Below are 12973 nucleotides of genomic sequence, written 5' to 3' on the forward strand. Positions count from 1 at the left end.
TCGCCTGGTGGAGCGAGCGTTAAGCGGCGACCAGCCGACTTCCCGTGTCCACCGCGCCCACACAGACCAGCTCGGAGTTGGCGAGCGCGGTGCGGTGGTAGCCGGTGAGGTCGATGCTCGGCGGGAGAACCTCGACGCCGGGCTCCTCGTCACCCAGCACGCGCAGGACGCGCTGCAGTTCGCCGGTCAGCCTCGGCAGCCCGTTCGTCGCCGTGACCAGGAGGACTCGTTTCGCCCCACCCTCGCCGACCACACCGAGGTGTCGCCAGCTTTGCCGCACTTCACCCACATCCGGCCGTCCCCGCAACGTTGCGTGGATCAATACGGACACAGAGTCGACGGAGTTCACCCATTCGGGCGCACTCTGCGTGAATGTGTACCTGGTCTCGGTGACGTCGTCTACCCCCAGGGTGGAACTCACCTGATGCCAGTCGGCTCCGTGAGGGATGAGCCCGGCGACTAGCAGGCGATACTCCGTTTGATCAAGGTCGATCCTGTGCTTAAGCAAAGACCTGGGCAGGGTCCGCGCGAGGGTGCCCATCGCGCCTTCGCCCAGCCAGTCACGGAACCGCCACAAGAGCTGGTCCGGCAGCCGTCCGGCCAGCCGGAGCAGGAGCTCGTGCGAGGACCGTTCGATGTCCGGGTCCATCACTTCACCTCCACGATCAGTTCGATCTCGACCGGCGCCCCGATCGGCAGCTCGGCGACCCCGACGGCCGAGCGGGCGTGGATACCCGCCTCGCCGAAGACCTCGCCGAGCAGCTCGGACGCGCCGTTGATCACCGCGGGCTGACCGGTGAAGCCCTCCGCGGACGCCACGAAACCGACGACCTTGACCACTCGGACGACGTTGTCGATGCCGACGACCGAATCGACCGCGGCGAGGGCGTTGAGGATCGACGTCCGCGCGTACTGCTTCGCCTCTTCGGGGCTGACCTCGGCGCCGACCTTGCCGGTCGCTTCGAGCTCACCCTTGACGAAGGGCAGCTGCCCGGCCGTGTAGACGTGCGAACCGGTGCGGACGGCCGGCACGTAGGCCGCCAGCGGGGCGGCGACGGCTGGCAGCTCGATCCCGAGCTCGGCGAGTCGATCGCTCCAGGTCATGGCTTCAATCCCTCAGTTCTTCGCTCGTTTGAGGTAGGCGACGTGCTGCTCGCCGGTCGGGTTCGGGAGCACGGTGACGAGCTCCCAGCCGTCCTCTCCCCACTGGTCGAGGATCTGCTTGGTGGCGTGGATCAACAGGGGGACGGTCGCGTACTCCCACTTGGTGGCGCTCATGCCCGGGAGCGTAGCCAAACCGGCAAGCTCGCCCGACACATATGCGGAAAACCCTCTCGCGACCGGTTCGCCGAATTCCCGCCGATGTGGTTCACTTCACACCTACTCGGGAGTAGATAGGACGCCGACATGCGGACGACGAAGTCCCTCGCCGCCACCTTCCTGGCCGCGGCCCTTGCCCTGATCTGCGCTTCACCGGCGAACGCCGACGAGGAACTCCCCGTCCCGTGGACGCTGGCCGCGGCACTGCCCGCGCAAGCGGCGAATCCCGGCGGCCCGCCGCCCGGCTCGAACGACTTCGGCTGCCGTCCGAGCGACGCCCATCCGAATCCGGTGGTGCTCACCCACGGCCTCGGCGCCAACCAGACGGTGAACTGGCAGACGTTCGCCCCGCTGCTCAAGAACCAGGGGTACTGCGTCTTCTCCCTGACCTACGGGATCCCCGGGAAACCGCTGCCGGTCTACCAGCCCGGCGGTCTCCTTCCGATGGAGCAGAGCGCGAAGGAGCTTTCGGCGTTCGTCGACAAGGTGCTCGGCGCCACCGGCGCGTCCAAGGTGGACATCCTCGGGCATTCCGAAGGCACGCTGATGCCTTCCTATTACGTGAAGTTCCTCGGCGGGGCGTCCAAAGTGGACAAGTACGTCAGCCTGACCCCGCTCTGGGACGGCACGACCTTGCTCGGCGCTTCGCATCTGTACGCGCTCGCCGCCGCGCTGGGACTCGCGCCCGGGTTCGACGGCATCCTCGATCCGGCCTGCGGCTCGTGCCGCCAGTTCCTGCGCGGCTCGGAATTCCTCACGAAGCTGCGGTCCGGCAACGGCGTCTTCCAGCCGGGCGTGACCTACACGAACATCATGACCCGCTACGACGAAGCCGTCATCCCGTACACGAGCGGCATGGGCAAGGGGCCGAACGTGAAGAACATCGTGCTTCAGGACGGCTGTGTGCTGGACCTGGCCGAGCACGCGGGCGTCGCCGCCGACAAGAACGCGGCCGGGCACGTCCTCAACGCGCTCGACCCCGCGCACGCGAAGCCGGTCCCCTGCGTGCCCGCGACCCCCATCGGGAGCTGACCAAGCGCGTGAAGGCCCCCTTCCCTCGGCTGAGCCGAGGGAAGGGGGCCTTCACGCGCGTTCGGCGGCGATACGGTGGGCCCGTGGAGACCTGGCGTGTGGTCGCGACCGTCCTGCTCGCCGCGGCCGGGCTGCCGCTGGTGCTGGTTCTCATGGCCAAGGCACGGGACCGCACGGACAGCTCGGGGACGGTCGCGATCACCGGCGCGGTGGCCTTCGTCGTCCTCCTGCTGCTCGGTGTGGTGATGCTCACGGTGCTGCCCGGCGTCCTGACCTGGAGTCTTCTGGGACTCATCGTGACCGCGCTCGGCGTCATGATGCTGGCGAGCTGACCGCTCAATTAGGGTGGGACCGGTGAGCACATCCCTTGCCGGCTGGACCGACGAACTCGCGAGAGCCAGGCTGCATTTCGTCACCGGTAAGGGCGGGACGGGCAAGACCACGCTCGCCGCCTCCCTCGGCCTCGCGCTCGCCAAAGGCGGGCGCCGGGTGCTGCTGATCGAGGTCGAAGGCCGCCAGGGCATCGCCCAGCTCTTCGACACCGAGCCGCTGCCGTACGCCGAGCAGCGCATCGCGGCCGTCCCCGGCGGCGGCGAACTGCGCGCCCTGCACATCGACGTCGAAGCCGCGCTCCTCGAATACTTCGAGATGTTCTACAACCTCGGCTTCGCGGGGCGGACGCTGCGGCGGATGGGCGCGATCGAGTTCGCGACCACGCTCGCGCCGGGGCTGCGCGACGTCCTGCTCACCGGGAAGATCAAGGAATGCGTCGGCCGCACCGAATCGGACGGCCGCCACACCTACGACGCCGTCGTCGTCGACTCGCCGCCCACCGGCCGGGTCGTGAAGTTCCTCGACGTCACCAAGGCACTGACCGATCTCGCCAAGACCGGCCCGATCCGCGGCCAGGCCGACGGCGTCGTGCGGCTGCTGCACTCCGGTGAGACCGCGGTCCACCTGGTGACGCTGCTGGAAGAGATGCCGGTGCGGGAGACCGTCGAAGCGGTCGCCGAGCTCGACGGCGCCGACCTGCGCCCCGGCGCGGTCCTGGTCAACCGGGTCCGCCCGCCGCGCCTGCCCGCCCGCTCGGTGACCGCCGCCGCGGACGGCCGCGTCGACGCCTCGCGCGTCCGCGCCGGGCTCGCGTCGGCCGGGCTGAAGCTGCCCGACAGCACCCTCGACGCGCTGGTCGAGGAGACCGTCGAGCACGCCGTGCGGGTCGCGGCCGAACAACGCGCCCGCGAGCAACTGGCCGAAGCGGACTTGCCCGGCCTCGAACTGCCGGACCTGACCGACGGCGTCGACGTCGCGGCGCTCTACGACCTCGCCGAAGCGCTGACCGAGCAGGGGGTGCGCTGATGTCGGACATCCTGGAGGTCGACAAGCTGATCGACGATCCGGAAAGCCGGGTCATCGTGTGCTGCGGGTCCGGCGGGGTCGGCAAGACGACCACCGCGGCGGCGCTGGCGTTGCGCGCGGCCGAACGCGGACGGCAGACGGTGGTGCTCACCATCGACCCGGCCCGGCGGCTGGCGCAGGCGCTCGGCCTGCGCGAACTGGGCAATCACCCGAAGCAGGTGCAGGTCGAAGGCTTCGAGCCCAAGGGCGAACTCTGGGCGATGATGCTCGACATGCGCCGCACCTTCGACGACATGGTGCGCGTGCACGCCGGCCCGGAACGCGCCGAGCAGCTGCTCCAGAACCCCTTCTACCAGACCATTTCCACGTCGTTCTCCGGAACGCAGGAGTACATGGCGATGGAGAAGCTCGGGCAGCTCGCGGCCACCGACGAATGGGATCTGATCGTCGTCGACACGCCGCCGAGCCGGTCCGCGCTGGACTTCCTCGACGCGCCGACGCGGCTTTCCAGCGCGCTCGACGGCCGGATGATCCGGCTGCTCACCGGCCCGGCCAAGGCGGGCGGCTGGGGCCTGCGCAAGGTCGTCAACGCCGGGTTCTCGATGTTCGCGAAGGCGGTCTCGACGATCATCGGCGGCCAGCTGCTGACCGACGCTTCGGCGTTCATGCAGGCCTTCGACAGCATGTTCGGCGGCTTCCGCGAACGCGCGCGCAAGACCTCCGAACTGCTGCGGTCCGGCGGTACGTCGTTCCTGGTGGTGGCCGCGCCGGAGCCGGACGCGCTGCGCGAGGCGTCCTACTTCGTGGAGCGGCTCTCGGAGGAGAGCATGCCGCTGGCCGGGCTGGTCGCGAACCGGACGCATCCGGTGCTGGCGCCGTTGTCCAGCGCCGAAGCCATCGCGGCCGCCGAGCAGCTCGCGAAGGGCGAGGCCGGCGCTCCGCTGGCCGAAGCGGTCCTTCGCCTGCACGCGGACCGGGTCGCGCTGGCCGATCGAGAGACGCGGCTGCTCGCCAGGTTCACGCGGGCGCATCCCGAGGTCCCGCTGGTGCGGGTGCCCGCGCTCCCCAGTGACGTGCACGATCTCGAAGGCCTGCGCGACATCGGGACCAGGCTCGCCACCCAGTCCTGAATCTCCGTGGATGGCCCCTTCCCTACCTTGGACTCAGGGAAGGGGCCGTTCACGAAACCATGATCACGAGACTCGGACGCGGACGTCTTCCTCTTCGTCGATCCCGGTGAAACTGCGCTTCGCCGCTTCAAGCAGGTCCGCCCAGCTGGAAACGTCCGGCCGCCGCCGCAGCAGCGCCCGCCGTTCCCGTTCGGTCATACCTCCCCAGATGCCGAAGTTGATCCGGCCATCGAGCGCTTCGGCGAGGCACTCCGTCCTGACCGGGCAACCGAGGCAGACCGCCTTGGCCCGGTTCTGTTCCGCCCCCCGGACGAACAAACCGTCCGGATCGGTGTCGCGGCACGACGCATTGACTCGCCAGCTCGACTGGTTGGTTTCCATACCCCCAGCTCCCTACCCTGGTGTTCGACACACCACGGGAGGACGAAAAGCCTGCGCTCCTGCCCCCATGAGCGTGTCTCCCTGTGTGCTCACGTCGGTTGAGCCGACACCTCCCCGGTGCCGGTGCCTCCGTTCGGCCGAATGCGACTGCCGCTCGCACTCACCCGTCTGTCGGCTTTTTCATACGTGAGACGTTGACGGACTGTAGGGGCCCTCGGTTCCCCCCGCCAAGCCCTAGAATGCCTGCCGTTACCTAACGTCACCCCATGGGGTCGATTTCGTGACCGAATACCCACTTACAGCGAGGTGACGTCACGGTGGGCTAACGGGATCCGCGTACCCTGGTCCGCGTGCGCAAAACAGACGGTCTGCTGAAGCTCATTGGCCTGTGTGTGCTCGCGGGGGTGCTGGTCGCGGGGATGTTGTTCCCGGTGGCGGGTGCCGCGGGGGTGCTGTCGAACCAGGCGAGCGAGACCGTCGACAAGACATCTTCGGATCTGGCGGACATCCCGCCGCCCTTGGTGACGACGATCACCGACAACACCGGCAAGCAGATCGCGACGCTCTACAAGCAGTACCGCATCCCCACTAGCGAGACGCAGATCAACGACGCCATGAAGTGGGCGCTGATCTCAGTCGAGGACAAGCGCTTCTACGAGCACAACGGGGTGGACTGGAAAGGCACGCTGCGCGCCGCGGTCAGCAACAGCACCGGCGGGGACACGCAGGGCGCGTCGACGCTGACCCAGCAGTACGTCAAGAACTATCTGATCAACGTCGTCTACCGGGACGACAAGCCGGGGCAGAAGCGCGCACAGGAGCAGTCGGTCGCCCGGAAGCTGAAGGAAGCCCGGATCGCGATCCAGCTCGAAACCAAGCTGAACAAGATGCAGATCCTGACCGGCTACCTGAACGTGGTCGAGTTCTCGCGCGAGATCTACGGCGTCGGCGCGGCCGCGAACGCGTACTTCAACACGCCCGTCGAGAAGCTCACCGTGCCGCAGGCGGCGCTGCTGGCCGGTCTGGTGAACAACCCGATCGTCAACGACCCGTGGAAGAACCCCGCGAAGGCGACCGAGCGCCGCAACCTGGTGCTGGACCGCATGGTCGACAACCAGAAGCTCGCGAAGGTGGACGCGGAACGCTTCAAGGCCGAGCCGCTCGGCGTCGTCGAAGGCGGCCCGCAGAAGCCCGCGTCGAACTGCACCGGAGCCGGTCCGGAGAACGGTTTCTTCTGCCAGTACGTCGAGGACTATCTCCTCAAGTCGGGGATGACGAAGGACGACCTCTACACCGGCGGCTACAAGATCAAGACCACTTTGGACGAACGGGCGAACCACGAAGCCAAGATGTCGGCTGAAGCCCAGGTCAAGAAGACCCAGGACAACGTCGCGAACACGCTCTCGCTGGTGAAGCCGGGCAAGCAACGGCACGAAGTCGTTGCGCTGGCGGCGAACCGTGACTACGGGCTCCACGAAGACCAGGGACAGACGACCTTCGCGCTGCCTTCCGGCGTCTACAACACCGGTGGTGCCGGGTCGGCGTACAAGGTCTTCACCGCCGCCGCGGCGCTGGAAGCGGGCGTGGCAGGGATCAACTCCCCCTTGCCGGTGCCCGACTTCTACACCTCGCACGTGTTCGCGGGTGGTGGCCCCAAGTGTGCCCCGACCGGGCCGCCGTTGCGCTCCCGCTGGTACTGCCTCGGCAACGCGGGTGACTACAACCCGGCAGGCGGGACCATGTCGTTGCAGCAGGCGCTGGCGACTTCGCCGAACACGGCGTTCGTGGCCCTCGAAGAGAAGGTCGGGAGCACGGGGCCGATCGTGGAGATGGCGCGCAAACTCGGTATGCGCGACACCATGGCCAGCAACCTCGGCGGTGGCGCCGTGGATCCGAAGTCCGACAACCCCGGCGCCAACACCAGTCAGCTTCAGGCCTTCGGCCCGAGGCCCGGCTGGGCCGGAAACGCGTCGTTCACGCTCGGCCCGGCTCCGTTGAGCGGCCTGGAGCTGGCGAACGTCGGCGCCACGATCATGAGCGGTGGCGTCTGGTGCCCGCCGACCCCGCTGTCCGGCGTCACCGACCGGGACGGAAAGCCGGTGCCCGTCAAGGAAGCCGCCTGCGAGCAGGTGGTCCCCGAAGGGCTCGCCAACACCCTCGCGGTCGGTATGAGCCGGGACAGCCAGCCCGGCGGGACGTCGTTCGGCGCCGCGAGCGGCGCCAAGTGGAACCGGCCGGTGATGGGCAAGACCGGGACCACCCAGAGCAACGGCTCGGGAACGTACCTCGGGGCCACCCCGCAGCTCGCCGGCGCGGCGATGGTGTTCCGTCCGAAGGGTGGAAACGGCGGCCTCTGCTACCTCGGGCCGGGTAACGTGACCACCCGCGGCTGCGAAAACATGTTCGGCGGGAAGACGCCGGCGCAGACCTGGTTCGGGGCGATGTCGAAGATCCTCGAAGGCCAGGAAGCCCTGCCGTTGCCGCAGCCGGACCCGAAGTACATGGGCGGCGGACGCTGACCAGGTTCACCAGCGCTAATCACGATGCGTCACACGCTTCTAACTTTGAGTGAGCACCTGGCGGCCTAACGGGGAACATCGGTCGACGGGATCATGTCGGCCGATCGCGACACCCCGCGCCGACCACGGAAAGTGAAGAAAAGAGGCCATTCCAGCGATTTACCGAGATCGCCGGAATGGGGGCGAACGATCACCACCGAAGAGCACGTAAACTGGACATTGTGAGCACGCTCAGTAACAAAAGCACTTCGGGGGCGACGGTACGGCGCTTGGCCGTGGGAACCGCCGCCCTGGGAGCCGCGACCCTCGGTTACGCGGTCGGTATCGAAAGGCGCCGGTGGACGCTTCGCACCGCGGAGCTCCCGGTCCTCGCGGCAGGGGCGAAGCCCTTCACGATCCTCCACATCTCGGACCTGCACATGCTGCCCGGTCACGTGAGCAAGCAACGCTGGGTAGCGGCGCTCGACGAACTCGAACCGGACCTGGTCGTCAACACCGGTGACAACCTGTCACATCATCAGGCCGTCCCCTCGGTGCTGCGCGCCCTCGGCCCCCTGCTCGACCGGCCCGGCGTGTTCATCTTCGGCAGCAACGACTACTACGCGCCGAAGCCGAAGAACCCCGCGCGCTACCTCATGCCGAAGGGCAAGAAGAAGCGCATCCACGGCGAGCACCTGCCGTGGCGCGACCTCCGCGCGGCCTTCGTCGAGCACGGCTGGCACGACCTCACGCACGTCCGCCGCACCATCGAGGTCGCCGACCAGTACGTGTTCACCGCCGGCGTCGACGACGCGCACCTCCACCGGGACCGCTACGCCGACATCGCCGGCCCGGTGGACACCGCGGCCGCCGTCCGCATCGGCGTCACGCACTCGCCGGAGCCCCGCGTGCTCGACGAGTTCGCCGGCGACGGTTACGACCTCGTCCTCGCCGGGCACACCCACGGCGGGCAACTCCGCGTCCCCGGCTACGGCGCGCTCGTCACCAACTGCGAACTCGACCGCACACGCGCCCGCGGCGCGTCCCGCTGGGGCGCCCAGATGTGGCTGCACGTCTCCGCCGGACTGGGCACTTCGCCGTACGCTCCCGTCCGCTTCGCGTGCCCGCCCGAGGCGAGCCTGCTGACCCTCGTCCCACGGGGTACGACCAGCGACGATCGCCGGAACGCGGCCCCCCGCAAAGCCCGGAACACCGTCCGCTAGACTTCTCCACGACCCGTTAAGCAGTACCCCGGGGTGTGGCGCAGCTTGGTAGCGTGCCTCGTTCGGGTCGAGGAGGTCGTGGGTTCGAATCCCGCCACCCCGACGTTGAATCGAAAGAGCCTTGCTCGCTTTGGCGAGCAAGGCTCTTTCGCGTTATGGGCCTTGGGGCCCGTCTCTGTATGTCCTAGCGAGCCGAGCGGCGGCGGTGCCCCGCCTGGAGCGCCATCGCGGAACTCTCGCCGTTGCGTGTCGCCAGCCCGGCCAGCCCAGCCCATCAGCCACCGGGCAGCCCCCGCCACTCCCAGGGGGGCGACCCCGGCTCCAGCGTATCGCCGAGGGGCGTCCGAGCCGGGCGAAAGCGGGGGTGGTGGGGGTGGTTGTCCACAACGGTGGGTGGGTGTGGACAACCGAAGGGTGCGTCGGCACCGAGGGGTTCCCAATGTCGCATTGGGGACACTGAGCGTCTCCAATGCGACATTGGGGACACCGGCGGAAGGGCGCAAGCAACCGGAGAGTGAGCGGCGGAGGAGGCGAAGCAACCGGACAGCGAGCAGCGGCAGAGCCGAAGCGCGCGGCGGAGGAGCCGAAGCAACCCGAGAAGCCGAAGCGAGCGCCTCAGCGGGTCGCGAGCAGCTCGGTCCAGCACTGCGCGAAATCCCCGTCCCCCGAGCGCGCCCACGACCAGGCCGAGCGGGCGGCCGAAGCGAGCTGGTCGCGGTCCGGGGTCGTCGCGGTTTCCAGCGCCGTCACCAGACGCGCCTCCACGGACGTCGCCAGCGCCCGGTACGTCATATCCGTGCGGTAGCGGATTTTCGTTCGCACGTCGGTGAAACCGGCGGCCGTGACCGCGGCGGGCAGCGAGCGTCCGGCGAACGGGTCGCCGCCCGCGCGGCGCCACAGCAGATAGTGACCGCGGAGGGCGGCGTCGACGTTCGCCGTCTTCGGCCGCAGCCGCGCCCGGCTCCAGTCCGATGTGGACAGTGCGAGGGTGCCGCCCGGTTTGAGGATCCGCCGGAGCTCCGCCAGCGCGGCGCCCGGTTCCTTCAGGTGCTCGAAGACGGCGTGCGCGAAGACCACGTCCACCGACGCTTCGGCGAACGGCAGCGCGCACGCCTCCGCCACCAGAAAGTCCACTGTGGACTTTCTGCACCCGTCGTCGATACCCAGTGTGATCGAACCCGGCCCGCAGCCGACGTCGACGCACCCCATCCCCGGCCCGAACAGCGGTTGCGCGAACACGGCCCGCTCGACCGCCTGACGCGCGAACCGCGCGGACACCGCGGCGCGCGGCGCGTTTCCCTCCAGCACCCCGCACACAGTACGGCTCCGGGGTGGCAGGATCGAGGGGTGAGCACGCAGCCAGGCAATGAATATCCGACCGCGGTGGTCCCGGACCGCCTGTTCGACGACGCCGAAGCCGAGGCCAGGTGGCGGGCCCGCTTCCGCGCGCCGCGCATTTCGGTGCCCGAATGGGCCATCGACGCCCCGGACGCCAACGTCTACGTCTCCAACGCCAGCGGCGTGTGGGAGGTCTACTCCTGGGACCGGTCGACCGGCGAGCACCGCCGCGTCACCGATCGGCCCAACGGCACGATGCACGCGACCCCGTCCCCCGACGGCCGCTGGATCTGGTGGTTCAACGACACCGACGGCGACGAATTCGGCTCCTGGGTCCGCGAACCGTTCGCGCCGGGGGCCGCCGCTGAGCGCGCGGTGCCGGACGTCCACGACGGCTACCCCGCCGGGCTCGAGATCGGCACCAAGCTGGTCGCCGTCGGCGTCTCGACCGACGACGGAAGCGAACTTTTCGCCCATATCGACGGTGAAACCACCTCCTTCTACAAACACGAGGACGACGCCGGGATCGCCTCGCTGTCCCGCGACGAGTCGCTGCTCGTGATCTCCCACTCCGAGCACGGTGATTCACGACACCCCGCGCTTCGCGTCCTGTCGACCGACGGGTTCACGACGGTCGCCGACAAATGGGACGGCGAGGGCAAGGGGCTCGGCGCACTGGAGTTCTCCCCGGTCGAGGGCGATCAGCGGTTGCTGGTGCTGCACGAGCGGCGCGGTCGCGAAGAACTGCTGATCTGGGACACCGCCGCGGACACCGAGCAGGAGATCGAACTGGACCTGCCCGGCGAGGTGGTCGCCGGCTGGTACCAGGACGCGCGGGCGCTGCTGGTGGTCCACTTCCACCAAGGCCGCAGTTCCCTGCACCGCTACGACCTCGCCAGTGGCGAGTTGTCCTCTTTGGACACCCCGCCCGGCCGGATCGGCGGCGCGGGAGTGCGGCCCGACGGCACCGTCGAGTACTCGTGGTCCAGTGCCGCGCAGCCGACGGCCGTGCGCGCGCGGACGGCGGACGGCGAAGACTCGGTGCTCCTCGAACCGCCGGGTGAGCGTGCCCCGGAATCCGTGCCGGTCACCGACGCGTTCGTCGACGGGATCGGCGGGCAGATCCACGCGCTCGTCTCACGTCCGGCAGACGCGCCGGACGGTCCGCTGCCCACGGTCTTCTCCTTGCACGGCGGTCCGCATTCGGCCGACGAGGACCGCTTCTCCGCGTACCGCGCCGTGTGGCTCGACGCGGGATTCGCCGTCGTCGAGGTCAACTACCGCGGTTCGACCGGCTACGGCTCGGCCTGGCGGGACGCCATCGAAGGCCGTCCAGGCCTGACCGAACTCGAAGACGTCGCCGCCGTGCACGACTGGGCGGTCCAAAGTGGACTCTCCGACCCGGAGAAGTGCGTGGTGAACGGCGCTTCGTGGGGCGGGTACCTGAGCCTGCTGGCGCTGGGCACCCAGCCGTCGCGCTGGGCGGCGGGGATCGCCGGAGTGCCCGTCGCGGACTACGTCGCCGCGTACGAGGACGAGATGGAGCAGCTCCGCTCGTTCGACAGGGCGCTGTTCGGCGGTTCGCCGGAGACGGTGCCGGCGGTGTACCGGGAATGCTCGCCGATCACCTACGTCGAAGCCGTGACGGCGCCGGTGCTGGTGCTCGCCGGGGACAACGACCCGCGCTGCCCGATCCGGCAGGTCGAGAACTACCTCGACAGGCTCGCGAAACGGGAGATCCCGTTCGAGTTCTACCGGTTCGACGCGGGCCACGGGTCGCTGGTGATCGCCGAGACGATCAAGCAGACCGCGATCGAGGTGTTCTTCGCGCAGCGGGCGGTCGGGCTTCGCTGACCCGGCGAGCGGGTCAGCGCTCGGAGAAGAGAGTCCCGCCGGACGCCCAGTGTTCGGCGGGGATCTCGTTGATCGTCACCCAGACGCCTTCGGCTTTGCCGCCGCAGGTGCGGACAAAGGCATCGGTCACCTCGCGGACGAGGGCCTGCTTCTGCTCGGCCGTGCGGCCGGGGAACATCGAAACACTGATCATCGGCATGGCGGGAACTCTAAAGGCCGCGGTCGTGCTTCCGGAGCCTGTCCACCGCGTAGGCGTCACCCTCGAAGGTGAGCCGGGCGGCGTCGCGGCCGAAGACGAACAGCAGCAGCTCGATCGGCGCGCCGATCACGGTCACCGTGTCCGGGCCTTCCTTCACCCGCGCTTCGCGGCCTTCGGGGGTCTTCAAGATCACGCCGACCGGTGATTTCCGCAGGTTCAGCTTGGAGGCCTGCTTGGCCGACTTCCACGCCGCCGCGTCCCGCGCGGAATCGGCCGGACGCGGCTCCCAGCCCGGCTGTCCTCGGCGGACGTCTTCGTGGTGGATCAGGAACTCCGCGCTGTTCGCCAGCTCGTCGAGCGCGCCGATCGACGTCGGCCAGAACCAGGCGGGGCCGGAGCGGACCTTGCCGACGACCTCGGACCACGGCCGCGCGGCGTAGGAATCCTGCACGCGCTGCGTGTACGAAGCCAGCGCCGGGACCAGGATGCCGGGCGCCGCGTCGGGCCGCCGCTCGCGGACCAGCAGGTGCGCCGCGAGATCCCGCGTCTTCCAGCCCGCGCACAGGGTCGGCGCGTCCGGGCCGACCTCTTCGAAAAGCTCGCTCAACGCACGACGTTCGTCTCCGGCGACTCCCATAC

Annotated in this window: 14 protein-coding genes and 1 tRNA gene; 8 read left to right on the top strand and 7 right to left on the bottom strand. The window is 69.0% G+C overall.

What is annotated here, in order from left to right:
- Positions 1–19 precede the first annotated feature (19 nt).
- The 3 genes from NQK81_RS23185 to sp36 are packed head-to-tail and all read right to left on the bottom strand — an operon-like array spanning position 20 to position 1278.
- Entirely contained in the window at positions 20–649 is a 630-nt protein-coding gene (locus NQK81_RS23185) for a hypothetical protein (RefSeq protein WP_016337887.1), read from the bottom strand.
- A complete protein-coding gene (locus NQK81_RS23190) occupies positions 649–1104 on the bottom strand; it encodes a RidA family protein (protein WP_257483249.1) in 456 nt (151 codons plus the stop codon). The genes NQK81_RS23185 and NQK81_RS23190 overlap by 1 nt, the downstream gene beginning before the upstream one ends.
- A gap of 12 nt (positions 1105–1116) precedes the next feature.
- Positions 1117–1278, bottom strand: coding sequence for a Sp36 family protein (gene sp36, locus NQK81_RS23195; protein ID WP_005166970.1), 162 nt, complete (start codon positions 1276–1278; stop codon positions 1117–1119).
- 129 nt (positions 1279–1407) lie between these two features.
- Between sp36 and NQK81_RS23200 the strand changes: the two genes are divergently transcribed.
- The 4 genes from NQK81_RS23200 to bagB all read left to right on the top strand — a co-directional run bounded on the left by NQK81_RS23200 (position 1408) and on the right by bagB (position 4841).
- Positions 1408–2352 carry an esterase/lipase family protein gene (locus tag NQK81_RS23200; protein ID WP_257483250.1) on the top strand — a complete coding sequence of 315 codons (945 nt, stop codon included), beginning with the start codon at positions 1408–1410 and terminating at the stop codon, positions 2350–2352.
- 83 nt (positions 2353–2435) lie between these two features.
- Positions 2436–2684: a hypothetical protein gene (locus tag NQK81_RS23205; RefSeq protein ID WP_257483251.1), complete on the top strand. Its 249-nt coding sequence runs from the start codon at positions 2436–2438 to the stop codon at positions 2682–2684.
- A 22-nt stretch (positions 2685–2706) separates the two neighbouring features.
- Positions 2707–3711 (top strand): ATPase BagA, encoded by a 1005-nt coding sequence (bagA, locus tag NQK81_RS23210; protein ID WP_126730023.1) that lies wholly within the window; start codon positions 2707–2709, stop codon positions 3709–3711.
- Positions 3711–4841 carry an ATPase BagB gene (gene bagB / locus NQK81_RS23215; protein WP_126730022.1) on the top strand — a complete coding sequence of 377 codons (1131 nt, stop codon included), beginning with the start codon at positions 3711–3713 and terminating at the stop codon, positions 4839–4841. Before bagA ends, bagB begins: the two co-directional genes overlap by 1 nt.
- A gap of 63 nt (positions 4842–4904) precedes the next feature.
- On the opposite strand, the gene NQK81_RS23220 is transcribed toward bagB, so the two are convergent.
- Positions 4905–5222: a WhiB family transcriptional regulator gene (locus NQK81_RS23220; protein ID WP_005166974.1), complete on the bottom strand. Its 318-nt coding sequence runs from the start codon at positions 5220–5222 to the stop codon at positions 4905–4907.
- Between the two features lie 350 nt (positions 5223–5572).
- On the opposite strand from NQK81_RS23220, the gene NQK81_RS23225 reads away from it, so the two are divergent.
- The 3 genes from NQK81_RS23225 to NQK81_RS23235 all read left to right on the top strand — a co-directional run bounded on the left by NQK81_RS23225 (position 5573) and on the right by NQK81_RS23235 (position 9046).
- The gene (locus tag NQK81_RS23225) at positions 5573–7741 is read left to right on the top strand and encodes a transglycosylase domain-containing protein (protein WP_257483252.1); all 2169 of its coding nucleotides are present in this window, start codon (positions 5573–5575) and stop codon (positions 7739–7741) included.
- A 275-nt stretch (positions 7742–8016) separates the two neighbouring features.
- Positions 8017–8943, top strand: coding sequence for a metallophosphoesterase (locus NQK81_RS23230; RefSeq protein WP_257489820.1), 927 nt, complete (start codon positions 8017–8019; stop codon positions 8941–8943).
- Positions 8944–8972: 29 nt separating this feature from the next.
- Positions 8973–9046, top strand: a tRNA-Pro gene (locus tag NQK81_RS23235).
- Positions 9047–9558: 512 nt separating this feature from the next.
- Here NQK81_RS23235 and NQK81_RS23240 read toward each other — a convergent pair.
- On the bottom strand, positions 9559–10251 hold the full coding sequence (locus tag NQK81_RS23240; RefSeq protein ID WP_257483253.1) for a class I SAM-dependent methyltransferase: 693 nt from the start codon (positions 10249–10251) through the stop codon (positions 9559–9561).
- Between the two features lie 39 nt (positions 10252–10290).
- On the opposite strand from NQK81_RS23240, the gene NQK81_RS23245 reads away from it, so the two are divergent.
- Positions 10291–12135, top strand: a complete 1845-nt coding sequence (locus tag NQK81_RS23245; RefSeq protein ID WP_126737207.1) for a prolyl oligopeptidase family serine peptidase — start codon at positions 10291–10293, stop codon at positions 12133–12135.
- A gap of 13 nt (positions 12136–12148) precedes the next feature.
- Here the strand turns inward: NQK81_RS23245 and thmT are convergent, their stop codons facing one another.
- Complete coding sequence (gene thmT / locus NQK81_RS23250) at positions 12149–12334, bottom strand: 2-hydroxymuconate tautomerase (RefSeq protein WP_101611157.1); 186 nt, start codon at positions 12332–12334, stop codon at positions 12149–12151.
- Between the two features lie 10 nt (positions 12335–12344).
- A complete protein-coding gene (locus NQK81_RS23255; RefSeq protein WP_257483254.1) occupies positions 12345–12971 on the bottom strand; it encodes a TIGR03085 family metal-binding protein in 627 nt (208 codons plus the stop codon).
- Positions 12972–12973: the final 2 nt, after the last annotated feature.

The organism is Amycolatopsis roodepoortensis (assembly GCF_024628825.1).
In the GTDB taxonomy this organism is placed as follows: Bacteria; Actinomycetota; Actinomycetes; order Mycobacteriales; family Pseudonocardiaceae; genus Amycolatopsis; species Amycolatopsis roodepoortensis.